This is a genomic window from Streptomyces sp. NBC_00425 (assembly GCF_036030735.1).
Classification (GTDB): Bacteria; Actinomycetota; Actinomycetes; order Streptomycetales; family Streptomycetaceae; genus Streptomyces.
On sequence record NZ_CP107928.1, the window covers coordinates 6,143,412 to 6,168,701 of the forward strand.

Here is a 25,290-nt window from a genome sequence, read left to right on the forward strand (position 1 = left end):
TCCCCGTCCCGGTCCTTGCCGGACCCCTGCCGCTCCCGGACGGTCCCGTTCGGTCCCGGACGGTTCGTACAGTCCCGGACGGTCGACGGCCCCCTGATGGACGAAACGTACAGTTCGCAGCCGTCGCTCGGCTGCCTAGGGTTGACGGGAGCCCTCGACCCGGTCCCCGTAGGTCCGGTCCCCGTAGGGTCTGGCGACAAGCAGTGCATGCGCGACGAAGCGTGAGAAAGAGAGCATTCGACCATGAACGGCAACGAGACGCCCCGCGGGCCCGTCGACTCCTCCCGCATCCCGCGGTACGCCGGCCCCGCGACCTTCGCCCGGCTGCCCCGCCTCGACGAGGTCGGCCGCGCCGACGTCGCCGTGGTGGGCGTGCCGTTCGACTCGGGCGTCTCCTACCGGCCCGGCGCCCGCTTCGGCGGCAACGCGATCCGTGAGGCGTCCCGGCTGCTGCGGCCGTACAACCCGGCGCAGGACGCCTCCCCGTTCGCCCTCGCCCAGGTCGCGGACGGCGGCGACATCGCGGTGAACCCGTTCGACATCCACGAGGCCGTCGACACGATCGAGGCGGCCGCGGACGACCTGCTCGGCACGGGCGCGCGCCTGATGACCCTGGGCGGCGACCACACCATCGCCCTGCCCCTGCTGCGCTCGGTCGCCCGCAGGCACGGCCCCGTGGCCCTGCTCCACTTCGACGCCCACCTCGACACCTGGGACACCTACTTCGGCGCGGAGTACACGCACGGCACGCCGTTCCGCCGGGCCGTCGAGGAGGGCATCCTCGACACCGAGGCGCTGTCCCACGTCGGCACCCGCGGTCCCCTGTACGGCAAGCAGGACCTGACCGACGACGAGAAGATGGGATTCGGCATCGTCACCTCGGCGGACGTCTACCGGCGCGGCGCCGACGAGATCGCCGACCAGCTGCGGCAGCGCATCGGCGACCGCCCGCTCTACATCTCCATCGACATCGACTGCCTCGACCCGGCCCACGCACCCGGCACCGGCACGCCGGAGGCCGGCGGCATGACCTCCCGCGAGCTGCTGGAGATCCTGCGCGGCCTGGCCTCCTGCAACCTGGTCTCGGCGGACGTCGTCGAGGTGGCACCCGCGTACGATCACGCGGAGATCACGTCGGTGGCCGCGTCCCACACGGCGTACGAACTCACCACGATCATGTCCCGACAGATTGCCGAGGCTCGCGCGAAGTGACTCACGACCACGACCTGGTGCTCCGCCCGACAGCCGCGCAGACGGAGGCCGCACTGAACCCTCCCCCCGGCCGCACCGGAGGAGACCTGGTCGTGGAGACCCTGGCCGGGCTCGGCGCGACGACGGTGTTCGGCCTGCCCGGCCAGCACGCGCTCGCCGTGTTCGACGCCCTGCGCCGTTCCTCGCTGCGCTACGTCGGCCTGCGGATGGAGAACAACGCGGGCTTCGCGGCGGACGCGTACGGCAGGATCACCGGGGAGGCGGCGCCGCTGCTGCTGTCGACGGGCCCGGGCGCGCTCACCTCCCTCGCCGCGTTGCACGAGGCGGCGGCGGCCTCCGCCCCGGTCCTGGCGATCAGCAGCCAGGTCCCGACGGCCGGGCTGGGCGGCGGCCGGCGCGGTTATCTGCACGAACTCCCGGACCAGGCGGCCTCGTTCAGGGGCGTCGTGAAGTCCGTCCACACCGTTCGCGCCCAGTCCCAGATCCCCTCCGCGATCGAGGCGGCCTGGAAGTCGGCGCTGACCGCCCCGCACGGGCCGGTGTGGGTGGAGATCCCGCAGGACGTGCTGCTCGCCGAGACGTCGATCCCGGTGGTGACGGGCGGTGACGCCTTCCCCGAGGAGTTGCCGCCGCGCCCCGAACTGACGGCGGTGGCGGCCGACTTGCTGTCGAACGCCGCCCGCCCGGCGATCATCGCGGGCGGGGGAGTCGTACGTTCCGACGCCTCGGGCAAGCTGCGGCAGCTGGCGCAGACCCTCAAGGCGCCCGTCGTCACGACCCCCGGCGGCAAGGGAGCCTTCCCCTGGACACACCCCCTGTCCCTCCAGTCCTGGATCGAGGACCGCCACACCACGGACTTCCTGGAGGACGCGGACGTACTCCTGGTGGTGGGCTCGGGGTTGGGGGAGTTGTCGTCCAACTACCACACGTTCAAGCCCCGGGGCCGGGTGATCCAGATCGAGGCGGACCTCGGCAAGCTGGAGTCCAACCATCCCGCGCTCGGCATCCACGCGGATGCGCGACTGGCGTTGCAGGCGCTGCTGGAGACGGTGTCCCCGAGGGAGGACGCCGAGGCCGCCGACCGGGTCCGTACCGTTCTCGCGAAGGTCGCCGACCGTATCGCCGCCCAGGATCTCACTCTGGAGCAGGAGGTGCTGGCGTCGGTGCGCAGGGCGCTCCCCGCCGACTCCCCGTCCTTCTGGGACATGACGATCCTGGCGTACTGGGCCTGGTCGGCGTTCGACGCCAAGGGCCCCAACCTGCTCCACTCCGCCCAGGGCGCCGGCGGTCTGGGCTACGGCTTCCCCGCCGCCCTGGGCGCCGCGGTGGCCGACCCCTCGCGACCGGTGCTGGCGGTGTCGGGTGACGGAGGGGCGTCGTACTCGGTCGCCGAGCTGGCCACGGCCCGCCAGCACGATCTGGACGTCACCTGGCTGATCGTCGACGACGGCGGCTACGGCATCCTGCGCGAGTACATGACGGACTCCTTCGGCGCGGCCACCGGCACCGAACTGGCCCGCCCGGACTACGTGGCGCTGGCCGAGTCCTTCGGCGTGCCGGCCGTGCGGACGTCCCCCGAGACCCTGGCGGCGGACCTGGCGAAGGCCCTGTCCGAGCCCGGCCCGTCGGTGGTCGTCCTCCCGGCGGCGCTGCGCATGTTCGCGCCGACGCACACCGGGACCGGCGACGGCCGTTGATACCGTCCCGGCATGTCTGAAGCACCCGGATCACCCGGCCCCGGCACCCGCCCCGACCCCCACCCCGGCCCCGTCACCGCCGACGACGTGCGGGACGTGGTTCGGGCGGCCGTGGTCGTGCTGCGGGGGGCGGGGGAGGCCGACTGGGACGTCAGGGCCGGTTCCCTGGAATGGAGTTGCTGGGAGACCGTCGAGCACCTCGCCGACGATCTCTTCGCCTACGCCGCCCAACTGGGGCCCGAGCAGCCGCCGTCGGACCGGGAGGTCCCCTTCGTCTGGAGCCCGCGAAGGCCCGGGGGACCGGCCAACGTCGTCTTCGCCGACCGCGCCGCCGGAGCCGCCGGGCTGGTGCAGGTGCTGGAGGCGAGCGGCGCTCTGCTGACGGCCATGGTGTGCACCGCCCCGCCGGACGTCAGGTCGCACCACGTGTTCGGGGCCTCCGACCCCGAGGGCTTCGCCGCCATGGGCGTCGTCGAGACGCTGGTGCACCTGCACGACGTCGCCGAGGGGCTCGGGGTGCGGTGGGAGCCGGACGCCGGACTGTGCGGCCGGGTGCTGGCGCGGCTCTTCCCCGACGCCCCGACCGACACCGGCCCGTGGCCCACCCTGCTGTGGGCGACCGGCCGGGGCGAGCTGTCGGGGCGTGCGCGCCTCACGCGGTGGCGTTGGCACGGGGCTCCCCGCGGGTGACGCCGAAAGGGGCTGAACCTCCCTTGACGACAAGGAGGTTCAGCCCCTTTCGGGTGTGCGTGCCGCGTTCCTACCAGATCGCCTCGACCCACTCCGGGTGGTCGATGAACGGGTTGCGGTTGTGCTGGTAGGTGTCGTAGATGGTCTGGTTGCGCTTCTCCTCGAAGGCGCTCGGCGGGTCCTCGTCGTTCCACTGCTTGAGCACGGAGAGCTTGCCGATGTACGGGTTGCTGCCGTTGTTGACCTTCTCGTTGGGCTCCAGGTCGGCGAAGCCGTCGCCGCCGTCGTAGCGGACCGCCATGTAGAGGATCATGCGGGCCACATCGCCCTTGTCGGCGTCGCGCGGCTCGAAGGAGTCGGAGTCGGTGAGACTGCCGCCGCCGCCCGAGACGGTGCTGCCGCCGTTGTCGAAGTCCTTGTTGCCGCGGATGCTGTTGACCGTCACGTCCGCGGGACGCAGGTGGTGCAGGTCCGTGCCGGGACCGGTCACCTCGCCGAAGTCGCCGTGCGACTTGGCCCAGACGTGCTCACGGTTCCAGTCGCCGACGTCGCCGCCGTTGAGGGACTTGCTGCGGGAGACGCCGCTGTACAGCAGGATCACGTTGCTGCTGTTGTTCGGGTCCTGGTCGGTGACCTTCAGGGCGTTCCAGACCGCGGAGTACGAGATCTTCGAGACGTTGGCGCTGATGATCGTGTGCAGGGAGGACTTCAGGCTCGTGCCCGTCTTGCCGACCGCGTTCTTGTAGTACGTCGAGTCGTACGCCGTCGTGGTCGCCGCGGCGGGGGACGCGGTGAGCGCGGGGGCGGTGAGGCCGACCAGGACGGCAGTGGTGGCAAGCGCCACCGACTTCCATCGGCGTATGCGTGTCGCCAGCATGTGGGGTGTCCGATCTACGCGGGTTGATTGAAGGCGGCAATCGGGAGAGTGACATGCACATGCAGTCATGGCAATGAATCTGACATGTCTTTCAGATGACGAGAACCGGCAAACTGTCCTTTGTCTACGCGAGTTGACAGGCGCAGAGCGGCCCCCGACGAAAGAGTCGGGGGCCGCCGGGGTGTGCGGGTCAGCTCACGTCGGAGGGGTCCAGACGGTAGACGGTGGACGTGGCGGATGCGCCGGTCCCGGAACCGGCCTCGGAGGCCGAAGTCGCGCCGTACTCGCTCGCCTTCACCGCCGTGCCGTTCTTCTGCACCCACGTGGTGATCTCGGCCAGCAGGCTGTTGTCGCCGCCGCCGGGACCGCCGCCGCCACCGAGCTGGATGTAGTGCAGCTCGCCCTTCTTCACCAGTTCCTCGAGACGGGTCAGCGTCATCGCGTTGTCGGAGCCGGTGAAGCCGAACATCGAGATGACGGGCTTGCCGGTGCTCAGGATCAGCTGGCCCGCGCTCTGCGAGTTGGACACCGCGATCAGCCAGGTGGCGCCGTCCTGGTGCTTCTCCAGGTACGAGACCAGCCCGCTGTCGGCGCCGCCCATGCCGCCGCCTCCGCCCATGCCGCCGGGCGCGCCGCCCGCCGCGCCGCCGGGAGCCGTGCCGTTCTCGCCGCCCTGTGAGCCGCCCGGGAACTCCCCTGCTCCGCCGCCCTGCGGGAGTTCGCCGGTGCCGCCACCGGGCGCCGTCTCGGCGTTGCCGCCGCCGGGAGCCTCCCCGCCGACCTGGCCGCCCTGCTGCGTGCCGCCCGGCATCTGGCCGCCGGGGCCGCCGCCGTTGCCGCCACCCCCGCCGAAGCCGCCCCGGCCACCGCCGCCGGGGCCGCCCATGCCGCCGCCGGTGGAAGGGCCCGCGGTCGGGTTGGTGCCGCCCATCATGCCGCCGGAGGAGCCGAAGGCCGGCGAGGCCGCGTAGGCCGTCGGGCCCGCGAGGCCCGCCACGAGGGCCGCCGCGACGGACACCCCGAGCAGCCGGAGCCTCGTGCCCGAGGTCGCCGACCGCAGCACGAACAGGCCCACGAGCGCGAGCACCGTCACCACGCCCACCGCCGGCCAGAGCCAGGTGTTCCAGCCGGTCGCCCGGCGCAGCAGCACGACCGCCCAGACGCCGGTGACCGCGAGGCCCGCGGGCAGCACCCACGACCAGCGGGCGTCGCCGCCGCGGAAGGCGCGCCACAGCAGGACGCCGCCGCCCCCGCACAGCGCCGCGATGCCCGGGGCCAGCGCGGTCGTGTAGTAGGGGTGCATGGTGCCCTCGGCCATGGCGAAGGTCAGGTAGTGCAGGACGAGCCAGCCGCCCCACATCACCAGCGCGGCACGCGTCGCGTCGGTGCGCGGGGCCCGGCCGCACCGCACCAGGCCGGCGACCAGCGCGACGCCCGCGAAGGGGATCAGCCAGGAGATCTGGCCGCCGAGCACGTCGTTGAACATCCGGCCGATGCCGGCGGTCCCGGCGAAGGTGGCGCCCCCGCCTCCGCCGCCCCCGCCGTTGCCCTCGCCGCCGAGGACCCGGCCGAGGCCGTTGTAGCCCATGATCAGGTCCCAGGCGCTGCCGTCGGTCGAACCGCCGATGTACGGGCGGTCGTCGGCCGGCACGAGCGAGACGGCCGTCGCCCACCAGAAGCTCGAGACGGCCAGTGCCACGGCGGCCAGCGCCAGGTTGACGGCCTTCCTGCGCCATCCGAGCCGCGACGCGTACAGGTACACGGCGAAGACGGCGGGCAGGGCGATGTAGCCCTGGAGCATCTTGGTGTTGAAGGCGAGGCCGAAGCAGACCGCGGAGCCGACGAGCGGCAGCAGCCTGTCGTCGCGGGTGGCGCGCAGGGCGAGCGCGGCGCCCGCCACCATCAGCAGGACGAGGATCGTGTCGGGGTTGTTGTCGCGGTTGATGGCGACGGTGATGGGCGTCAGCGCGAGCACCAGCGCCGCGACGGCTGCCGCGACGTGCCCGAACGCCCGCTTCACGGAGGAGTGCAGGATCCAGATCGTGCCCAGCGCCGCCGCGATCTCCGGGGCCATCATCTGCCAGGTGCCGAAGCCGAAGACCCGGCAGGACAGGCCCATGATCATGAGTGCGAACGGCGGTTTGTCGACGGTGAGGAAGCTCCCGGCGTCGAGCGAGCCGAAGAACCACGCCTTCCAGCTCTGTGTGCCGCTGTAGACGGCGGCGCTGTAGAAGCTGTTGAGGCTGTTGCCGGACAGGTTCCAGCCGTAGAGCACCCCCGCCAGGACCAGGATCGCGATCAGCGCGGGCAGCGACCAGCGGGGCACCTTCGCCGGCGGGGGCGCCGGGGGAACCGTCTCGGAGGAGGCCGGCGGCGACCGGTCCGGGGACACGGCGGAAGACCCGGCGGGGGTCACGGTCGGGTGAGGGAGGGGATCGGTGGCAGATGTCACCACTGCACGATGCGCACGGCCGATGAGCGGGGGCTGTGCTCCGCCTGGGGACGAGCTGTGACCGGGTGAAAAACCCGTGAGAGCGCCTCCGTCGCGACTCGGACTTCTCGTCGCGGTCCGCGGTGTGTCTCCGGCCGGCGACGAGCCTGTTACGAACTCCCGCGTGTCGAACGGAAGTACAACTATCGGTCAGATGTGTGAGTCAACGTGGCATGACTCACCGGACCGCAAGAAACAGAAGGGGACTGGTCGCCACGGCGCTCGGCGCCGCCGTCCTCGTCACCGGCGTGGCCACCGCCGCGCCCGCCTCCGCCGCCACGCCCACCGTCACCTGCACGTCGAGCAAGGCCGCGCTCGCCGCCAAGTTGAAGAAGGACATCACCGCGGCGCTGGTGGGCCGCAAGGGCACGATCGCCGTCGGTCTCTACGACCGCAGCACGAACACCACCTGCACCCTGCGCGCCTCCACCGCCTACGACTCGGCCAGCGTGGTCAAGGTGACGGTCCTGTCCGCGCTGCTGTGGGACGCGCAGAACGCCGGCCGCACGCTGACCAGCCGTGAGAAGACGCTCGCCACCGCGATGATCACCAAGTCGGACAACGCCTCCACCTCCACCCTGTGGAAGCAGCTCGGCGTGACGAAGATCAAGAAGTTCCTGACGGCCGCGAAGATGACCCAGACCAAGCCCGGTGCGAACAACTACTGGGGGCTGACGCAGATCACCGTCACCGACGAGCAGAAGCTGCTCAAGCTGATCCACGCCCGGAACACGGTGCTGACCGACGCCTCGAGGTCCTACGTCACCACCCTGATGGGCAAGGTCGTCTCCGCGCAGCGCTGGGGCACCCCGTACGGCCGGCCCGCGAACGTCTCCTGGCACGTGAAGAACGGCTGGCTGTCGCGTGCCACGCAGGGCTGGCGGGTGCACAGCGTCGGCACGTTCAAGGGCGGCGGACACGACTACGTGATGACCGTCCTCACGCACGGCAACAGCACCATGAACTACGGCATCGCGACCATCCAGGGCGTCGCCAAGGTCGTCCACAAGGATCTGGCCGCCTCCTGAGCGCGGCCCCGCGCATGATCGCGCCCCCGTGCACACGCGCATGATCGCCCCGCCGGTCACCGGCCCGCCGCCGATTCACCCCGGTCACGGGCCGGTGACCGTATGTGCTCTCCGCAGGCGCGCCCCGCGCACCGAGAAGAGGATTGTTGCGGAGGGATGAAATCCGCACCCCCCGGCGTTGGTGCCTTCCGGCAGATCAGGTCAGCTCGAGGAAGCGGAGGCACCGGCGTGACGGAGCAACGGGGATGGGCACGACGGCTGGCGGGCTACGCCCGGCGCCACCCTGCGGACGTCGCCCTGGCCCTCGGCTCCTCGCTCGTCGGCATGGCCGTCATGGCGCTGGTCCCGCTGGTCACCAAGGTGATCATCGACGACGTCATCGGCGACCACTCCCGTGACATGGCCCCCTGGGCGGGAGCCCTCCTCGCCGCCGCCGTCCTCGTCTACGCCGCCACCTACGTCCGCCGCTACTACGGCGGCCGTCTCGCCCTGGACGTCCAGCACGACCTGCGGACCGACATGTTCGAGACGATCACTCGGCTCGACGGCCGTCGTCAGGACGAGCTGTCCACCGGCCAGGTCGTCGGCCGTGCGACCAGCGACCTCCAGCTGATCCAGGGCCTGCTCTTCATGCTCCCGATGACGATCGGGAACCTGCTGCTCTTCCTGATCTCCCTCGTGATCATGGCCTGGCTGTCGCTCCCGCTCACCCTGGTCGCCCTCGCCGTGGCGCCCGCCCTCGCGTACATCGCGGGGCGCAGCCGGACCAAGCTCCACCCCGCCACCTGGTACGCCCAGGCCCAGGCGGCGGCCGTGGCAGGCGTGGTCGACGGCGCCGTCAGCGGCGTGCGCGTGGTGAAGGGCTTCGGGCAGGAGGAGCAGGAGACCGGGAAGCTCCGCGAGGTGGGACGCCGGCTCTTCGCGGGGCGGCTGCGCACGATCCGGCTGAACGCCGCCTACACCCCCGCCCTGCAGGCCGTGCCCGCCCTCGGTCAGGTCGCGATGCTGGCGCTCGGCGGCTGGCTGGCCGTCGGCGGCCACATCACCCTCGGCACCTTCGTCGCGTTCTCCACCTACCTGGCCCAGCTCGTCGGCCCGGTCCGGATGCTGGCCGTGGTCCTCACCGTCGGCCAACAGGCCCGCGCGGGCACCGAGCGCGTCCTGGAGCTCATCGACACCGAGCCGTCGATGACGGACGGCGCCAAGGCACTCCCCGCGGACGCCCCGGCCACCGTCGAGTTCGACGACGTCTCCTTCGGCTACGACCCCGAGCGTCCCGTCCTCGACGGCCTCAGCTTCGAGATCCGCCCCGGCGAGACCCTCGCCGTCGTCGGCTCCTCCGGCTCCGGCAAGTCCACGGTCTCACTGCTGCTGCCCCGCTTCTACGACGTCACCCGGGGCGCGGTCCTCATCGGCGGCCACGACGTGCGCGAGCTCACCCTCGACTCGCTGCGGGCCGCGATCGGCCTCGTCCCCGAGGACTCCTTCCTCTTCTCCGACACCATCCGCGCCAACATCGCCTACGGCCGCCCCGACGCCACCCAGGAGCAGATCGAGGAGGCCGCCCGCGCCGCCCAGGCCGACCGGTTCGTCGCCGAGCTGCCCGCGGGCTACGACACGAAGGTCGGCGAGCACGGCCTCACCCTCTCCGGCGGCCAGCGCCAGCGCGTCGCGCTCGCCCGCGCGATCCTCTCCGACCCGCGCCTGCTGGTCCTCGACGACGCGACCTCCGCCGTGGACGCGGCCGTCGAGCACGAGATCCACGAGGCGCTGGGGCAGGTCATGCAGGGCCGCACCACGCTGCTGATCGCCCACCGCCGCTCCACCCTCGGCCTCGCCGACCGCATCGCCGTCCTCGACGCCGGCCGACTCGCCGACCTCGGCACCCACGAGGAGCTCCAGGAGCGCTCCGCGCTCTACCGCCGGCTGCTCACCGACCCCGACGAGCTCGGCGGCGTGTCGCCCGGCCACGCCCGGCCGGAGGCCCCCGGCGAGGACACCTCCGTCCGCGACGAGCTGGACGCCGAGTTCGACGCCGAACGCGGGGTCACCCCCCGGCTGTGGACCGGCGACCGCGAGCCGAAGGACACGGCGCTGTCCGGGACGCCCGCCACCCCCGAGCTCCTCGCCCAGGTCGAGGCGCTGCCCCCGGCCGCCGACACCCCCGGCGTCGACGAACGGCGGGCGGTCCTCCCGGAGGCGTCGTACGGCCTGCGCAGGCTGCTGCAGGGCTTCGGCGCGCCGCTCCTGGTCAGCCTCGCCCTGGTCGCCGTCGACGCCGGCATGGGCCTGCTGCTGCCGGTGATGATCCGGCACGGCATCGACCAGGGCGTGTCCCAGGCGGCGCTGGGCGCCGTCTGGACGGCCTCCCTGCTCGCCCTGCTGGCCGTGGTGGCGCAGTGGGTCGCGCAGACCGGCGAGATCCGGATGACCGGACGCACCGGCGAACGCGTCCTCTACACGCTCAGGCTGAAGATCTTCGCCCAGCTCCAGCGTCTCGGCCTCGACTACTACGAGCGGGAGCTGACCGGCCGGATCATGACGAGGATGACGACGGACGTCGACGCCCTGTCCACGTTCCTGCAGACCGGGCTGGTCACCGCCTTCGTCTCGGTCGTCACCTTCTTCGGCATCATGGTCGCCCTGCTGGTGATCGACGTGCAGCTGGCGCTGGTCGTCTTCGCGACGCTGCCGCCGCTGATCATCGCCACCTACTTCTTCCGCAAGGCCAGCGTGAAGGCGTACGAACTGGCCCGCGAGCGGGTGTCGACGGTCAACGCCGACCTCCAGGAGTCGGTGTCCGGGCTGCGGATCGTGCAGGCCTTCCGGCGCGAGCGGGACGGCGCGGCACGGTTCGCGGAACGCTCCGACAGCTACCGCCGGGCCCGCATCCGGGGACAGTGGCTGATCTCGATCTACTTCCCCTTCGTGCAGCTGCTCTCCTCGGTCGCGGCGGCGGCCGTGCTGATCGCGGGCGCGGGACGGGTCGACGCGGCGACGCTCACCACCGGCGCCCTGGTGGCCTACCTGCTGTACATCGACCTGTTCTTCGCCCCCGTGCAGCAGCTCTCGCAGGTCTTCGACGGCTACCAGCAGGCGACCGTCTCGCTGGGCCGCATCCAGGAACTGCTCCGCGAGCCGACGTCCACGCGGTCCGCCGAACGGCCGCACGAGGTGCGCTCGCTCAGTGGCGAGATCGCCTTCGAGGACGTGCACTTCCGCTACGGCACCGAGGAGGAGGCCCTCACCGGGATCGACCTGCGCATCCCGGCCGGCCAGACCGTCGCGTTCGTCGGCGAGACCGGCGCCGGTAAGTCGACCCTGGTCAAGCTGGTGGCCCGGTTCTACGACCCCACGGACGGCCGGGTCACCGTGGACGGCCGGGACCTGCGCTCCCTCGATCTGACCTCCTACCGTCACCGGCTGGGCGTCGTCCCGCAGGAGGCGTACCTGTTCCCCGGCACCGTCCGCGACGCGATCGCCTACGGCCGGCCCGACGCCTCCGACGCCGAGGTGGAGGCGGCGGCGCGGGCGGTCGGCGCGCACGAGATGATCGCCACGCTCGACGGCGGCTACCTCCATGAGGTCGCCGAGCGGGGCCGCAACCTCTCCGCCGGCCAACGCCAGCTGATCGCGCTGGCCCGCGCCGAACTCGTCGACCCGGACGTCCTGCTGCTCGACGAGGCCACGGCCGCCCTCGACCTGGCGACGGAGGCACAGGTCAACCAGGCCACCGACCGTCTGACGGGCCGCCGCACCACCCTCGTGGTCGCCCACCGGCTGACCACCGCCGCGCGCGCGGACCGGGTGGTGGTCATGGACCACGGCCGGGTCGTCGAGGACGGCACCCACGACGAGCTCGTCGCCCTGGACGGACGCTACGCCCGCCTGTGGCGCACCTTCGTGGGCGCGGCCGAGCCCGAGGAGCCGGTGAGCGCGTCCCGGTGACGGTCGCGCAACCATCGGCACATCTCGGGCGTCCGTACATCAGTACGGGATTCGCGCGCACGGCCGGGGCACAGTCGGCCGTCGCGTACGACGGACGCGGGAGGGGGCCAAGGCCGTGGGCACAGGTGCGGAACGCGCACGGAGCGCGACGGTCCGACGACTGACGGCGGCGCTGGCCGCGCTGATCGCGGCCGTCGTGCTCGCCGTCGCCGTCCCGGGCAGCGCCCAGGCGGCCACCGCCGGCTCGTCCTGCACCGGACGCAAGGTGCGCACCCTGTCCTTCTCGACCGGCTCCGTACTGATCTACCGGGACGGCGGCGTGGTCTGCGCCGTCACCGTGCAGAAGCGGCCCGGCGTCAAGCGGCTGGTGTCCGTGAGCGTCCAGGCGCGCGGACTGGTCGCCGTGCACAAGTCGCGCATGCACACGCGCAGTTCACCGGTCGCGAAGACGTACGCCGGCCACCGGCGCGTGCGGGTGACGGCAGCGGTGGGCAGCGTCTCGTACCGGTCGGGCTGGTTCCTGTGCTGACCCGGGCGGCGGCCACGCCGTACTCGTGACGCGCCAACCCCTTCTGGTGTGACCGGTGTTGCTCCGATAGCTTCCGGCGACGCACATCTGTCTCACAAGGAGGGTGCACGCGCATGCGCAAGGCGCTCAGATGGCTGCTCGCGCTCACGGTGCTCATAGGCGCGCTGAGCACGGCGGGAGCGGCGACCGCCGCCCCCACGCCGGAGGCCACCGACATCAAGGACCGGCTGCTCGCGATCCCGGGCGTCAGCCTGATCGAGGAGAAGCCGTACCCCGGGTACCGCTTCTTCGTCCTGAACTTCACCCAGCCGGTGGACCACCGGCACCCCTCCAAGGGCGCCTTCCAGCAGCGCATCACGGTGCTGCACAAGGACGTCAGCCGCCCGACGGTCTTCTACACCAGCGGCTACAACGTCTCCACCAACCCCGGCCGCCGCGAGCCCACCCAGATCGTGGACGGCAACCAGGTCTCCCTGGAATACCGCTTCTTCCCCCCGTCCCGCCCGGCCCCCGCCGACTGGTCCAAGCTGGACATCTGGCAGGCCGCGAGCGACCAGCACCGCGTCTACGCGGCGCTGAAGAAGATCTACGCGAAGAACTGGCTCTCCACGGGCGGCTCCAAGGGCGGCATGACGGCGACGTACTACGAGCGCTTCTACCCCCGGGACATGGACGGCGTGGTCGCCTACGTCGCCCCCGACGACGTCGTCGACCACGAGGACTCGGCCTACGACCGCTTCTTCGCCTCCGTCGGCACGAAGGAGTGCCGCGACCGGCTGAACGCCGTCCAGCGCGAGGCCCTGGTGCGCCGGGAGCCCCTGGAGCGCAGATACGCGGCGGAGACGGCCGCGAACGGCTACACCTTCACCACCATCGGCAGCCTGGACCGCGCCTACGAGGCGGTCGTCCTCGACTACGTCTGGGGCTTCTGGCAGTACAGCCTGCTGTCCGACTGCGCGTCGATCCCGGCCGACGCGCCCACCGCGACCGACGACGAGATCTGGGACTCGGTCGACGCGATCTCCGGCTTCTCCGCCTACACCGACCAGGGCCTGGCCACGTACACGCCGTACTACTACCAGGCGGGCACCCAGCTCGGCGCCCCCACCATCCACTTCCCGGCCATCGAGAAGAAGTACATCCGCTACGGCTACCAGCCGCCGCGCAACTTCGTCCCCCGCGACATCCCGATGCGGTTCCAGCCCGGGGCGATGCGGGACGTCGACACATGGGTGCGGCACAACGCCCGCCACATGCTCTTCGTCTACGGCCAGAACGACCCGTGGGGCTCGGAGCGGTTCCGGCTCGGCAAGGGCGCGAAGGACAGCTACGTCTTCACCGCCCCCGGCCTGAACCACGGCGCGAACGTGGCCGGCCTGGTCGCGGACCAGAAGGCGCTGGCCACGGCCCGCATCCTGGACTGGGCGGGCGTCCCGGCGCCGGCCGTGGACCGGGCGAAGCCCCTCGCGAAGTTCGACCCGAAGCTGGACGTGCGCGATGTGGAACGGGAGCCCGCGCTGCGCCCGTGAGCAGCCCGGACCGGCCGCCCCGCCGGCCGCGCGCACCCGCCCGGGTGCGTGCGGCCGACCAGGCCCGACACGGGGTCACCGGGAGTCCGGCGTCCACGGCTCCCGTCGTTCCCCCGGCCGGCCCCGGGTTCAGTACGTCAGGCCGTGGCCGATCGGGTAGAGCACGTGCGTCGGATCATCCGCCCGCTGCACGGGCACCGGCAGCTTCCCCTGCGGCCGGACCGTCCCGGCGATCACCCGCGCCGCGGCCCGCAGTTCGACGTCGGTCCAGCAGTACGTCGCCAGGCACGCCGTGACGGACGGCAGCCGTGCCACGTCGTAGGGATTGCGGACCGCCACCGCGATCACCGGCCGGCCGGTCGCCGACAGCCGCTCGACCAGTGTCCTCTGGGCGCTGTCCGCCGTGACGTTGTAGGTGGTGACCACCACGGCGGACGCCTCGCCCGCCGCCGCGACCGCCTGCGCGATCGTCTCGGCGGAGGGGGCCGTGCCCGTGGGCAGGGTCGTCGTCCGGAAGCCCTGTGCGGCGAGGGCGGCGGCGAGGACGCCGGTGGGCGGGCCCGTGGTGCCGGTGGGCGAGGCGGGATCGGCGCCGACGACCAGCAGCGCGGGGTGCGAGCGGGGCGACAGCGGGAGCACGCCGCCCTCGTTGACGAGGAGCGTCGTCGTCCGCTCGGCGAGCAGGTCGGCCGTCGCGAGGTGCTCGGGGGCGCCGACGGTCCGGGCGACCCCGGCCGGGTCGGTGTACGGATCGTCGAACAGCCCCAGCCGTTCCTTGAGCCGCAGGATGCGCAACACCGCCTCGTCGAGTCGCCCTTCGGCGAGCTCCCCGCCCCGGACGGCCTTCAGGACCGCGTTCCAGGCGACGTCCAGCTTGGGCGGGTTGAGCAGCTGGTCGACGCCGGCCTTGAGGGCGAGCACCGGGACCCGGTCGTCGCCGTACTTCGTGTGCACGCCCGCCATGTCCAGGGCGTCGGTGACCACGACGCCGTCGTACCCCAACTCCTCGCGCAGGAGCCCGGTGACGACGGGCCGGGAGAGGGTGGCCGGGTCGCCGGAGGCGTCCAGCGAGGGCACCACGATGTGCGCGGTCATCAGCGAGTCGACGCCGGCCGCGATCGCCGCCCGGAACGGCGCCGCGTCCAGCGCCTCCCACTCCTGACGGGTGTGGGTGATGACGGGGAAGCCGGTGTGGCTGTCCACGGTGGTGTCCCCGTGCCCGGGGAAGTGCTTGGCGGTCGCCGCGACCCCCGCCGCCCGGTAGCCCTCGACCTCCGCCGTGACCAGCGCGGCCACCGCGTCGGGGCCGGCGCCGAACGAGCGGACCCCGATCACCGGGTTGGCCGGGTTCACGTTGACGTCGGCGACGGGGGAGTAGTTCTGCCGGATGCCCATCGCCCGCAGCTCGGTTCCCGCGATCCGGCCGAGGGTGCGGGCGTCGTCGCGGGAACCGCCCGCGCCGATCGCCATCGCGCCGGGGAACAGGGTGGCAGGCCGGCCCACCCGGCACACCGCGCCGTGCTCCTGGTCGGTGGTGATCAGCACCGGCAGACCGCGCGGCTGCCCGAGCGAGGCCCGCTGGAGGCCGTCGGAGAGGTCCGCGATCTGCTGCGGGGCGCGGGTGTTGTGCGCCCACGCGAAGTAGATGACGCCGCCGAGCCGGTAGCGGGCGAGCAGTTCGGCGCCGGTGCGCACGCCGAAGTCGGCGAGGTTGGCTTCGGCGTCGGCAGGGTCGGGGGCGGTCGCCGAGTGGCCGTGCACCCGCGAGACGAAGACCTGGCCGACCTTCTCCTCCAGCGTCATACGGGAGAGGAGCTCGCGCGGCCGGCGCTCGTCCGCGTGCGCGGGACTTCGGACGGCGAGTGCGGCGGTGACGCCGGCGGTGGCGGCGAGGACGGTGCGTCTGGAGGGCATCGGCGCTCCTTCCGGTGGGGGGACGGCGGGGTGGGGAACCGGTGGCGCACGCTACCCGCGCGGCCGCCGCCATCGGCGCATTGGACGGGGCGCGCCGACACCGACCGACCGTGCGGCCCCCAGTGAGGCCGCAAAGCCCGCACCCCACGGCCCCCGACCCGCCCGCGGGCTCGTGCGCCGAACCGTTCGGCGCCCCGGCCGCGGACCCGCGCTCACCCGCCGCCGGATCGCCGCGGACCAAGCCGTCGATCCGCAACCCACCCGCAACCGACCCGCCGTCGACCCGGCCGTTCACCTGGACGGAACCGTCTCGTCGCTCGTCCATCCCGTGGACGTACCGGCACCGCGGGCGAGCGGCGCGGGATCATGAGGGGCATGGTCCTCGTCGACATCCCCGGTTCCAAGTCCATCACCGCCCGCGCCCTGTTCCTGGCCGCGGCCGCCGACGGCGTCACCACGCTGCAGCGCCCTCTCCGCTCCGACGACACCGAGGGGTTCGCCGAGGGCCTGACGCGGCTCGGCTACCGCGTCGGCCGGACGCCGGACGCCTGGCAGATCGACGGCCGTCCGCAGGGGCCGGCGCTCGCCGAGGCCGACGTCTTCTGCCGGGACGGCGCGACCACCGCCCGCTTCCTGCCGGCGCTCGCCGCGGCAGGCCACGGCGTGTACCGCTTCGACGCCTCCCCGCAGATGCGCCGGCGCCCCCTCCTCCCGCTCACCCGCGCCCTGCGCGATCTGGGCGTGGACGTGCGCCACGAGGAGGCGGAGGGCCACCACCCGCTGACCGTGCGGGCGGCCGGCGTCGAGGGCGGCGAGGTGGTGCTGGACGCCGGCCAGTCCTCCCAGTACCTGACCGCCCTCCTCCTGCTCGGCCCCCTGACCCGCACCGGTCTGCGCGTCACCGTCACCGACCTGGTCTCGGCGCCGTACGTGGAGATCACGCTCGCGATGATGCGGGCGTTCGGGGTGCAGGTCGGACGCGAGGGGGACACGTACGTCGTCCCGCCCGGCGGCTACCGCGCCACGACGTACGCGATCGAGCCGGACGCCTCCACCGCGAGCTACTTCTTCGCGGCGGCGGCGCTGACCGGCGGCGAGGTGACCGTGCCGGGCCTCGGCGAGGACGCGCTCCAGGGCGACCTCGGCTTCGTGGAGGTGCTGCGGCGGATGGGCGCCCGGGTCGACGTCGGCGCGGACCGCACGACCGTGGCGGGGACCGGCGAACTCCGGGGCGTCACCGTCAACATGCGGGACGTCTCCGACACCATGCCGACCCTCGCCGCGCTCGCCCCCTTCGCCACCGGCCCGGTGCGCATCGAGGACGTGGCGAACACCCGCGTGAAGGAGTGCGACCGGCTGGAGGCCTGCGCGGAGAACCTGCGGCGGCTCGGCGTCGAGGTGGCCACCGGCCCCGACTGGATCGAGATCCGGCCCGACGCGAGCGGCTCTCCCGCCCCCGGCGCTCCCACGGGCGCCGACATCAAGACCTACGGCGACCACCGCATCGTCATGTCCTTCGCGGTGACGGGACTGCGTGTCCCCGGAATCTCGTTCGACGACCCCGGCTGCGTCCGCAAGACCTTCCCCGGTTTCCACGAGGCGTTCGGGCAGCTGGCGAAGGCACTGCGGAAGGACGTCGTCGGGTGACTTTCACACTGGAGGGACCGGTGCTCGAGGGCGCGCTGGTGCGCCTGGAGCCGCTGGAGCACCGGCACGCGGCCGGACTGGCGGCGGCCGCCGAGGAGAACCGGCAGACGTACGCCTTCACCTGGGTCCCGCGCGCGGACGAGATGGGCGACTACGTCGACGCCCAGCTCGCCCGCGCGGCCACGGGCCGGCTCGCGCCCTACGCGCAGATGTCCCTCGCCTCCGGCCGAGTGGTCGGCGCGACCGCGTACCTGGAGCCGCGTTCCTGGCGGACCGACGAACAACTCGACGCCGTGGAAGTCGGTTACACCTGGCTGGCCGGCTCCGCCCAGGGCACGGGCATCAACGCCGAGGCCAAACTGCTCCTCTTCCGGCACGCCTTCGAACAGTGGCGCGTCTCCCGGGTGGACCTGAAGACGGACGCCCGCAACAGCCGCTCCCGCGCCGCCATCGCGAGCGTCGGCGCCCGCTTCGAGGGCGTCCTGCGCAACTGGTCCCGCTCCTGGGCGCCGGGCGAGGACGGCCTCCTGCGCGACTCCGCGATGTTCGCGGTCACGGCCGACGAATGGCAGGACTGCGAGCGGCGGCTGGCGCAGCGGGTGGCGCGGTTCCTGCCGGCGGCACGGTGAGCACAGCGAGGTACGTCGCACGTGAGCTCCGCGAGCTATGCCGCACGGTGAGCACCGCGCGGGAGGCAGCACGGTGAGCTCCGCGAGCTACGCCGCACGGTGAGCACCGCGCGGGACGCGGCACGGCGCTCCGACCGGCCCGGGGAGGTCCTGGCCCGGCCAGGCCTCAGGCGGAGTCGTTCAGGAGCCGGCCGAGGTGCGCGCGTCCGGCGTCAAGGAGCCCCTCGAGTGGCGCGGCGGCCTCGTACCAGCGCTTCTCGTACTCCCAGCACAGCCACCCGTCCCACTCGTGGCGCGTCAGCACCTCCACGCACTCGGCGAGCGGCAGCACCCCCGTGCCCAGGGCCAGCGGCGTGGTGTCGTCGGCCGACGCGATGTCCTTGACCTGCACATAGCCGAGGTAGGGGGCGAGTGCCGCGTACGTCTCCTGCGGCTGTTCGCCGCCCAGCCAGGTGTGCATCACGTCCCACAGCGCGCCGACCTGCCGGTGCCCGACGAGGCCGAGCACGCGGGTGGCGTCCGCGCCGGTGCGATGGGAGTCGTGGGTCTCCAGCAGGACGCGCACGCCGAGGTCGGCGGCGAACTCGGCGGCGACGGCGAGCCGTCGGGCGGCGACGGCGTCGGCCTCGGCGGGGGACTGCCCGTCCGCGCCGCCGGGGAAGACGCGGACGAACGGCGCCCCGAGATCGCGGGCGAGACCGGCGAGGGCGCGGATCTCGTCGATGACGGCCTCGTCGTCTCCCGGCGCGGCGACGCGCGCGTACCCGGCGAGCCCCAGCACCTCGACGCCGGCCGCCTTGAACGCGGCGGCCGCTTCGGACCGCTCGTCGGGGCTCAGCCCCGGATGGACCGGCTCCTCGGGATGGGCGCGCAGCTCCACGCCGTGATAGCCGTGCGCGACCGCGAGCCGCAGCACCTGGGGGAGGGGCAGACCGGGAACACCGAGAGTGGAGAAGGCGAACTTCATGCCTCCACTCTCACCCGGACCCGGGGCCGGGTCCAGTAAGGCGGGACATGCGGCCGTCGATGGCGTCGCCCGGCGCTGCGCCGCCCCACCCCCTGAGGGCCCGGCCCGGGCCACGGATCGGCTCAGGGCCCAGCCCCGGCCGACCGGACGACCTCGAGGAGTTCGAGGAGTTCGAGGAGCCCGGCCCTCCCGCAGTCGGCGGGAAGGCTCACGCCTGCGGGCCGCCGGACGGCGCCGGCTGCGCTGCCTGGGCCGCCTCGCCGGAAGCGGCCGGCTGTCCGGCCCGAGCCGACTGCTTCTCGCCGGCGGCGCCCCGCTGTGCGGCCCGGGTCGTCCGCTTCTCCTCCGAGGCCGCTCGCGGTACGCCCGAGGACCCCCGCACCATCAACTCGCCCCGCACCGTGGCGATACCGCCGGGCGGCGGCTCCTCGCGGCCCATGGCGATGCGGCCCGCCCGCGCTCCCGCCTCGGCCAGCGGCAGCCGCACGGTGGTCAGGGAGGGCACCACGTCGATGCTGAAGGGCAGGTCGTCGAAGCCGGCCACCGAGACGTCGTCCGGGATGCGCAGGCCCGAGTCGCGCAGGGCGGCGCAGGCGCCGAGGGCGACGGAGTCGTTGGCGGCCACCACCGCCGTCAGGGACGGGTCGCGGCGCAGCAGCTCCAGCGTCGCCTCGTAGCCGGCCCGCCGGTCGTAGGGCCCGTGCACGGTCCAGCGCGGGTCCTCCTCGACGCCGGCCGCGGCCAGTGCCGCCCGATGGCCCTCCAGCCGGTGCCGGGTGGTCGTGCGCTCCTCGGGTCCGGCGATGTAGCCGAGCCGCCGGTGTCCGAGGCCGAGGAGGTGCTCGGTCAGCTCACGCCCGCCCCCGCGGTTGTCGAAGGTCAGCGCTATGGCCGAGGTGTCCGGAGCCGGCGGCCGGCCGCACAGGACCACGCGGGTGCCCGCTTCGCCGAGTCTGCGCAGCTTGGACGCCACCGCCGACGCGTGCGGCTCGTCCTCCACGGCCCCGCCGGTCAGCACCACGGCCGCGGCGCGCTGCCGCTGGAGCAGCGTCAGATAGGTCAGCTCGCGTTCCGGCGAGCCCCCGGTGTTGCAGACCACCGCGAGCCGTTCGCCCCCGGCCCGGCCGCCCGGTCCCCCGATCTCCGACTGGATCGCGCTCGCCATGATCCCGAAGAAGGGGTCCGCGATGTCGTTCACCAGGATGCCCACGAGGTCGGAGGTCGCCGCCGCCAGCGCGCTCGCCGGCCCGTTCAGCACGTAGTCCAGCTCGTCGACCGCTCGCAGCACCCGTTCCCGGGTGGAAGCGGCGACGGGATAGTTTCCGTTCAGCACGCGCGACACCGTCGCGGGCGAGACCTGCGCGCGGGCCGCCACGTCCGCCAGGGTCACCGTCATCTCGTCAGTCCTCCGGTCACGCATCTCGTCGTACGTCGTCATCCGCCCTGGTGGACCGTGCCGTGGTGAGCGCGGTTCCGGGCGTGTCGAGCAGACCTTACGGCCCGGGACCCCTGTTGTTCGCCCCCTCGAACAACTCGGGATGGACACGGTCTTGTCCGGACCACCGGTCAGAGGCTAGCTTCTTCCTGTATAGAAAGCGCTTGCTGTAACGCTGATCAGGAATGAGGCGTACGCGGCGCGCACAACCGCGTACGGAACGCGCAGGCACGCTGCGCACGACGCCTACGAAGGGATCGACGTGACACGCAAGACGGTGCGTATCGCCATGAACGGCGTGACCGGGCGCATGGGGTACCGCCAGCACCTCGTCCGCTCCATCCTGGCCCTCCGCGAGCAGGGCGGCCTCGACCTCGGCGACGGCACCGTGCTGTGGCCGGAACCGGTCCTCGTCGGCCGTCGTGAACACGCCCTGAAGACGCTTGCCGCACAGCACGGACTGGACCCGAAGAACGTCTCCACCGACCTCGACGCGGTCCTCGCCGACCCGACCGTCGAGATCTACTTCGACGCCCAGGTCACCTCCGCCCGCGAGGAGGCGATCAGGAAGGCGGTCGCCGCCGGCAAGCACATCTACACCGAGAAGCCCACCGCGACCGGTCTCGAAGGCGCCCTGGAGCTGGCCCGGCTGGCCACCGCCGCCGGCGTCAAGCACGGCGTCGTCCAGGACAAGCTCTTCCTGCCGGGCCTGCTCAAGCTCAAGCGCCTCATCGACGGCGGCTTCTTCGGCCGGATCCTCTCCATCCGCGGCGAGTTCGGCTACTGGGTCTTCGAGGGCGACTGGCAGGCCGCGCAGCGCCCGTCCTGGAACTACCGCGCGGAGGACGGCGGCGGCATCGTCGTCGACATGTTCCCGCACTGGGAGTACGTCCTGCACGAGCTGTTCGGCCGGGTGAAGTCCGTCCAGGCACTCACCGCCACCCACATCCCGCAGCGCTGGGACGAGCAGGGCAAGCCCTACGACGCCACCGCCGACGACGCGGCCTACGGCGTCTTCGAGCTCGACGGCGGGGCCATCGCGCAGATCAACTCCTCCTGGACCGTCCGCGTCAACCGCGACGAGCTGGTCGAGTTCCAGGTCGACGGCACCGAGGGCTCGGCCGTCGCCGGACTGCGCAACTGCCGCGTCCAGCACCGCTCCGCGACCCCCAAGCCGGTCTGGAACCCCGACATCCCCGCCACCGAGGTCTTCCGCGACCAGTGGCAGGAGGTCCCCGACAACGGCGAGTTCGACAACGGCTTCAAGGCCCAGTGGGAGCTGTTCCTCAAGCACGTCTACGCCGACGCCCCCTACCACTGGGACCTGCTGGCCGGCGCCCGCGGCGTCCAGCTCGCCGAGCTCGGCCTGAAGTCCTCCGCCGAGGGCCGCCGCCTCGAGGTCCCGGAGGTCACGCTGTGACCCTCCGGCTGCCCGACGCCGACGGCGGCCTGCGGACCTATGAACCCCGCACCGAGCCGCTCGCCCTCACCACCGGCGCACCCTTCACCTCCCGCACGGTCTACTCGGCGGCGCACGTCGTCGCCGACCCCTTCGCGGACGTGTCGCCCGACTCGCCCGCCGCCGTCGACTGGGACGCCACCCTCGCCTTCCGCCGCCACCTGTGGTCCCACGGACTCGGCGTCGCCGAGGCGATGGACACCGCGCAGCGCGGCATGGGCCTGGAATGGGCGGGCGCGGCCGAACTGATCCGCCGCTCCGCCGCCGAGGCCAAGGCCGTCGGCGGCCGTATCGCCTGCGGCGTCGGCACCGACCAGCTCACCGCCGGCGGGACGCTCGCCGAGGTCCGCGCGGCCTACGAGGAGCAGCTCGCCCTCGTCGAGGCCTCCGGCGCGCACTCCATCCTGATGGCCTCGCGCGCCCTGGCCGCGGCGGCGACGGGCCCCGAGGACTACCTGGACGTCTACGGCCATCTGCTGCGCCAGTCCGCCGAGCCGGTGATCCTGCACTGGCTGGGCCCGATGTTCGACCCGGCGCTGGAGGGCTACTGGGGCTCCTCCGACCTGGACGCGGCCACGGACACCTTCCTCGAGGTCATCGCCGCCCACCCCGACAAGGTGGAGGGCATCAAGGTCTCGCTGCTGGACGCCGGGCGCGAGATCGACATCCGGCGCAGGCTGCCGCAGGGCGTGCGCTGCTACACCGGCGACGACTTCAACTACCCGGAGCTGATCGCGGGCGACGAGAAGGGCTTCAGCCACGCCCTCCTCGGCATCTTCGACCCGCTGGGCCCCTTGGCGGCGGAGGCGGTCCGCGTCCTCGACACGGGGAACGTAACGGGTTTCCGCTCGTTGCTGGACCCGACGGTCGAACTCTCCCGCCACCTCTTCCAGACCCCCACCCGCTTCTACAAGACGGGTGTGGTGTTCCTGGCCTGGCTGGCAGGACACCAGTCGCACTTCACGATGGTCGGCGGCCTGCAGTCGGCCCGTTCCCTCCCGCACTTCGCCCGCGCCTACGAACTCGCCGACGGTCTGGGCCTGTTCCCCGACCCGAAGCTGGCCGAGGAGCGGATGAGGAACCTGCTCGCCCTGTACGGAGTGTCCCAGTGAGCGACCCGGATCTGACCCGCTTCTCCATCAACCAGATGACGGTGAAGCAGCTGTCGCTGCCCGAACTGGTCGCCGCCTGCGGTGACCTGGGCGTGACGAACGTCGGCCTGTGGCGCGAGCCGGTGCAGACCTACGGCGTGGAGGCGACCGCGAAGCTGGTCAGCGACGCGGGCCTGACGGTGACGACCCTGTGCCGCGGCGGCTTCCTGACCGCGATCGACCCGGACGCGCGGGCGGCGGCCCTCGCCGACAACCGCCGGGCGGTCGACGAGGCGGCGGCCCTCGGCACCGAGGTGCTCGTCCTGGTGTCCGGAGGCCTGCCCGCCGGGTCCAAGGACCTGCACGGCGCCCGTGAACGCATCGCGGACGCCCTCGCCGAACTCGGCCCGTACGCCGAGGAGCACGGGGTGAAGCTGGCCATCGAACCGCTGCACCCCATGTACGCCGCCGACCGCTGTGTGGTCTCGACGCTCGCCCAGGCCCTCGACCTGGCCGAACGCTTCCCGGCCCACCAGGTCGGCGTCACGGTCGACACCTACCACATCTGGTGGGACGACCAGGCGCCCGCACAGATCGCCCGGGCAGGTGCGGGCGGCCGCATCCACACCTTCCAGCTCGCCGACTGGACGACGCCGCTGCCCGAGGGCGTCCTGACCGGCCGCGGCCAGATCGGCGACGGCGCGATCGACATGCGTGAGTGGCAGGGCTACGTGGAGGCGGCCGGTTACACGGGCGCGATCGAGGTCGAGCTGTTCAACGACGGCCTGTGGGCGCGGGACGGCCGCGAGGTCCTGACGGAGACGGCGGAGCGGTTCCTGGCGCACGTGAACCGGTAGCCCCCCGTCACCAGAGGGATCACCGTCCCGGACCACACGGCCCACCGGGTCCGGGACGGCCCGAGGGCTGCTCGTGTCGCTGCGGCGAGCGGTCAGCCGTAGTGGTATCGGGCCTTGAGAACCACGACAGCCTTGTCCTCCACGGCGTACACCAGACGGTGCTCGTCATTGATCCGGCGGGACCAGAACCCTGACAGCTCGCCCCTCAGGGGCTCCGGCTTCCCGATCCCCGCGAAGGGATCGCGTCGGCAGTCGTCGATCACCTTCGCCAGACGGCGGCACATCTTCGGATCGGCCGTCGCCCAATACGCGAAGTCGTCCCATCCGTCGGGAGTGAAGCGGATGTCTCTCACCCCTCACCCTCCGCGGCGGCGTACAGCTCGTCGACGGTCTTCTCGACGGTTTCCCCGGCTTTGTAGGCTGCGACCGCCCTCATCAGGCGCGCCGCGTTGGCGGGGGACCGCAGGAGGTACACGGTTTCCTGCCATGCCCGGTAGTCATCGGCGGACATCAGTACCGCGTCGCCCGACCTGGAGGTGATCTCCACGACGGTGTGGTCGTTGTTGACCTGCTCGATGAGGGGGAACAGGGTCTTCCTCGCCTCGCTGGCACTTATCGACATCGTGGACTCCTCTTCTCATGCCGGTACAAGAAAACGGTACCAGTAGTGGTGCGAGTTTTTGGTACCAGAAGCGGCCGTCAGAGGACGGTGCCTTGCCGCGGGTGCCGTGCGACGGCCGCTGGGACGTGCGGTGCCCGCAGGCTCTTCCCCGTCAGCGCTCCCTGTCCGCCGCCATGATGCCGACGCATTCCTCGAGCGCGGCGTGCAGCGACGGTACGAACGCGGCGAGTTCGGCGTCGGACGACCTGCCGGCCTCCAGCACGGCCCCGACGACCGTCACCAGGACGGCGGAGGCCTTCAGCGCGTGCGCGTCGGCCAGTTCCTCCAGCACACCGCCGGGTTGCGTGAGCACGAACGCCTCCTTGCCGGTGGCGGGGTCGACGCCGACGCTGCGGAATCGCTTCGCGCTCATACGGCGGCCCGCACGGGGACGTAGTCCTGCCCCATGGTGGCGAGGACCGCGGCGCGCCGCCGCTCCCGCTGAAGCCGCTCGCGGTCCAGCGCGTCACGTTCGCGTTCCCAGACGGCGAGGTACGGCCTCACCAGCGGCAGGCCGTCGGCGAGGAGCACGTCCGCGGGGCACGGCCGCCTACGGCACGGGGGGACGGGTCGCGCGGTCCGAAGCGCCGGGCGGCCGGGTGCGCGGTGCGCTCCGCGGGGCGGCAGGA

General features: G+C 72.6%; 20 protein-coding genes and 1 pseudogene. 12 read left to right on the plus strand and 9 right to left on the minus strand.

Going from position 1 to position 25,290, the window contains the following annotated elements; all coding sequences use genetic code 11:
* Positions 1-243 precede the first annotated feature (243 nt).
* The 3 genes from speB to OHS82_RS26860 are packed head-to-tail and all read left to right on the plus strand — an operon-like array spanning position 244 to position 3,599.
* Positions 244-1,212, plus strand: coding sequence for an agmatinase (gene speB / locus OHS82_RS26850; protein WP_057574534.1), 969 nt, complete (start codon positions 244-246; stop codon positions 1,210-1,212).
* On the plus strand, positions 1,209-2,909 hold the full coding sequence (locus tag OHS82_RS26855; protein ID WP_328434692.1) for a thiamine pyrophosphate-binding protein: 1,701 nt from the start codon (positions 1,209-1,211) through the stop codon (positions 2,907-2,909). The genes speB and OHS82_RS26855 overlap by 4 nt, the downstream gene beginning before the upstream one ends.
* A gap of 12 nt (positions 2,910-2,921) precedes the next feature.
* Entirely contained in the window at positions 2,922-3,599 is a 678-nt protein-coding gene (locus tag OHS82_RS26860) for a DinB family protein (protein WP_057574536.1), read from the plus strand.
* Between the two features lie 70 nt (positions 3,600-3,669).
* On the opposite strand, the gene OHS82_RS26865 is transcribed toward OHS82_RS26860, so the two are convergent.
* Positions 3,670-4,476, minus strand: coding sequence for an endonuclease I family protein (locus OHS82_RS26865; RefSeq protein WP_057574537.1), 807 nt, complete (start codon positions 4,474-4,476; stop codon positions 3,670-3,672).
* Positions 4,477-4,666: 190 nt separating this feature from the next.
* Positions 4,667-6,928 carry a glycosyltransferase family 39 protein gene (locus tag OHS82_RS26870; protein WP_443061801.1) on the minus strand — a complete coding sequence of 754 codons (2,262 nt, stop codon included), beginning with the start codon at positions 6,926-6,928 and terminating at the stop codon, positions 4,667-4,669.
* 212 nt (positions 6,929-7,140) lie between these two features.
* Between OHS82_RS26870 and OHS82_RS26875 the strand changes: the two genes are divergently transcribed.
* From OHS82_RS26875 to OHS82_RS26890, 4 genes are all read left to right on the plus strand, one after another.
* Positions 7,141-7,995 (plus strand): serine hydrolase, encoded by an 855-nt coding sequence (locus OHS82_RS26875; RefSeq protein WP_057574539.1) that lies wholly within the window; start codon positions 7,141-7,143, stop codon positions 7,993-7,995.
* 228 nt (positions 7,996-8,223) lie between these two features.
* Entirely contained in the window at positions 8,224-11,943 is a 3,720-nt protein-coding gene (locus OHS82_RS26880; protein WP_328434693.1) for an ABC transporter ATP-binding protein, read from the plus strand.
* 115 nt (positions 11,944-12,058) lie between these two features.
* A complete protein-coding gene (locus tag OHS82_RS26885) occupies positions 12,059-12,472 on the plus strand; it encodes a hypothetical protein (protein ID WP_057574540.1) in 414 nt (137 codons plus the stop codon).
* A gap of 113 nt (positions 12,473-12,585) precedes the next feature.
* Positions 12,586-14,001 (plus strand): S28 family serine protease, encoded by a 1,416-nt coding sequence (locus OHS82_RS26890; RefSeq protein ID WP_057574541.1) that lies wholly within the window; start codon positions 12,586-12,588, stop codon positions 13,999-14,001.
* Positions 14,002-14,130: 129 nt separating this feature from the next.
* On the opposite strand, the gene OHS82_RS26895 is transcribed toward OHS82_RS26890, so the two are convergent.
* A complete protein-coding gene (locus tag OHS82_RS26895) occupies positions 14,131-15,915 on the minus strand; it encodes a glycoside hydrolase family 3 protein (protein WP_057574542.1) in 1,785 nt (594 codons plus the stop codon).
* A 375-nt stretch (positions 15,916-16,290) separates the two neighbouring features.
* Between OHS82_RS26895 and aroA the strand changes: the two genes are divergently transcribed.
* A complete protein-coding gene (gene aroA / locus OHS82_RS26900; protein ID WP_057574543.1) occupies positions 16,291-17,562 on the plus strand; it encodes a 3-phosphoshikimate 1-carboxyvinyltransferase in 1,272 nt (423 codons plus the stop codon).
* On the plus strand, positions 17,559-18,191 hold the full coding sequence (locus OHS82_RS26905) for a GNAT family N-acetyltransferase (RefSeq protein ID WP_328434694.1): 633 nt from the start codon (positions 17,559-17,561) through the stop codon (positions 18,189-18,191). The genes aroA and OHS82_RS26905 overlap by 4 nt, the downstream gene beginning before the upstream one ends.
* Before the next feature lie 166 nt (positions 18,192-18,357).
* On the opposite strand, the gene OHS82_RS26910 is transcribed toward OHS82_RS26905, so the two are convergent.
* Both OHS82_RS26910 and OHS82_RS26915 read right to left on the minus strand, forming a co-directional pair.
* Complete coding sequence (locus tag OHS82_RS26910) at positions 18,358-19,158, minus strand: sugar phosphate isomerase/epimerase family protein (RefSeq protein ID WP_057574545.1); 801 nt, start codon at positions 19,156-19,158, stop codon at positions 18,358-18,360.
* Between the two features lie 355 nt (positions 19,159-19,513).
* Positions 19,514-20,698: pseudogene (locus tag OHS82_RS26915) on the minus strand (LacI family DNA-binding transcriptional regulator); the annotation flags it as partial.
* 157 nt (positions 20,699-20,855) lie between these two features.
* Between OHS82_RS26915 and OHS82_RS26920 the strand changes: the two are divergent.
* The 3 genes from OHS82_RS26920 to OHS82_RS26930 are packed head-to-tail and all read left to right on the plus strand — an operon-like array spanning position 20,856 to position 24,000.
* On the plus strand, positions 20,856-22,013 hold the full coding sequence (locus tag OHS82_RS26920; RefSeq protein WP_057574546.1) for a Gfo/Idh/MocA family protein: 1,158 nt from the start codon (positions 20,856-20,858) through the stop codon (positions 22,011-22,013).
* Positions 22,010-23,164 carry a dihydrodipicolinate synthase family protein gene (locus OHS82_RS26925; protein ID WP_057574547.1) on the plus strand — a complete coding sequence of 385 codons (1,155 nt, stop codon included), beginning with the start codon at positions 22,010-22,012 and terminating at the stop codon, positions 23,162-23,164. The genes OHS82_RS26920 and OHS82_RS26925 overlap by 4 nt, the downstream gene beginning before the upstream one ends.
* Positions 23,161-24,000, plus strand: a complete 840-nt coding sequence (locus OHS82_RS26930) for a sugar phosphate isomerase/epimerase family protein (protein WP_057574548.1) — start codon at positions 23,161-23,163, stop codon at positions 23,998-24,000. The genes OHS82_RS26925 and OHS82_RS26930 overlap by 4 nt, the downstream gene beginning before the upstream one ends.
* A 92-nt stretch (positions 24,001-24,092) precedes the next feature.
* Here the strand turns inward: OHS82_RS26930 and OHS82_RS26935 are convergent, their stop codons facing one another.
* From OHS82_RS26935 to OHS82_RS26950, 4 genes are all read right to left on the minus strand, one after another.
* Positions 24,093-24,353, minus strand: coding sequence for a Txe/YoeB family addiction module toxin (locus OHS82_RS26935; RefSeq protein ID WP_057574549.1), 261 nt, complete (start codon positions 24,351-24,353; stop codon positions 24,093-24,095).
* Entirely contained in the window at positions 24,350-24,622 is a 273-nt protein-coding gene (locus OHS82_RS26940) for a type II toxin-antitoxin system Phd/YefM family antitoxin (RefSeq protein WP_057574550.1), read from the minus strand. Before OHS82_RS26940 ends, OHS82_RS26935 begins: the two co-directional genes overlap by 4 nt.
* A gap of 151 nt (positions 24,623-24,773) precedes the next feature.
* Entirely contained in the window at positions 24,774-25,034 is a 261-nt protein-coding gene (locus OHS82_RS26945; protein WP_057574551.1) for a hypothetical protein, read from the minus strand.
* A complete protein-coding gene (locus OHS82_RS26950) occupies positions 25,031-25,192 on the minus strand; it encodes a hypothetical protein (RefSeq protein WP_242432909.1) in 162 nt (53 codons plus the stop codon). The genes OHS82_RS26945 and OHS82_RS26950 overlap by 4 nt, the downstream gene beginning before the upstream one ends.
* Positions 25,193-25,290: the final 98 nt, after the last annotated feature.

Bases quoted from the DNA above. Each gene is read 5' to 3' on its own strand.
- OHS82_RS26910 (WP_057574545.1), bottom strand. From the start codon at position 19,158: ATGAAGTTCGCCTTCTCCACTCTCGGTGTTCCCGGTCTGCCCCTCCCC.
- OHS82_RS26945 (WP_057574551.1), bottom strand. From the start codon at position 25,034: ATGAGCGCGAAGCGATTCCGCAGCGTCGGCGTCGACCCCGCCACCGGC.
- OHS82_RS26940 (WP_057574550.1), bottom strand. From the start codon at position 24,622: ATGTCGATAAGTGCCAGCGAGGCGAGGAAGACCCTGTTCCCCCTCATC.
- speB (WP_057574534.1), top strand. From the start codon at position 244: ATGAACGGCAACGAGACGCCCCGCGGGCCCGTCGACTCCTCCCGCATC.
- OHS82_RS26875 (WP_057574539.1), top strand. From the start codon at position 7,141: ATGACTCACCGGACCGCAAGAAACAGAAGGGGACTGGTCGCCACGGCG.
- OHS82_RS26895 (WP_057574542.1), bottom strand. From the start codon at position 15,915: ATGCCCTCCAGACGCACCGTCCTCGCCGCCACCGCCGGCGTCACCGCC.
- OHS82_RS26865 (WP_057574537.1), bottom strand. From the start codon at position 4,476: ATGCTGGCGACACGCATACGCCGATGGAAGTCGGTGGCGCTTGCCACC.
- aroA (WP_057574543.1), top strand. From the start codon at position 16,291: ATGGTCCTCGTCGACATCCCCGGTTCCAAGTCCATCACCGCCCGCGCC.
- OHS82_RS26860 (WP_057574536.1), top strand. From the start codon at position 2,922: ATGTCTGAAGCACCCGGATCACCCGGCCCCGGCACCCGCCCCGACCCC.
- OHS82_RS26890 (WP_057574541.1), top strand. From the start codon at position 12,586: ATGCGCAAGGCGCTCAGATGGCTGCTCGCGCTCACGGTGCTCATAGGC.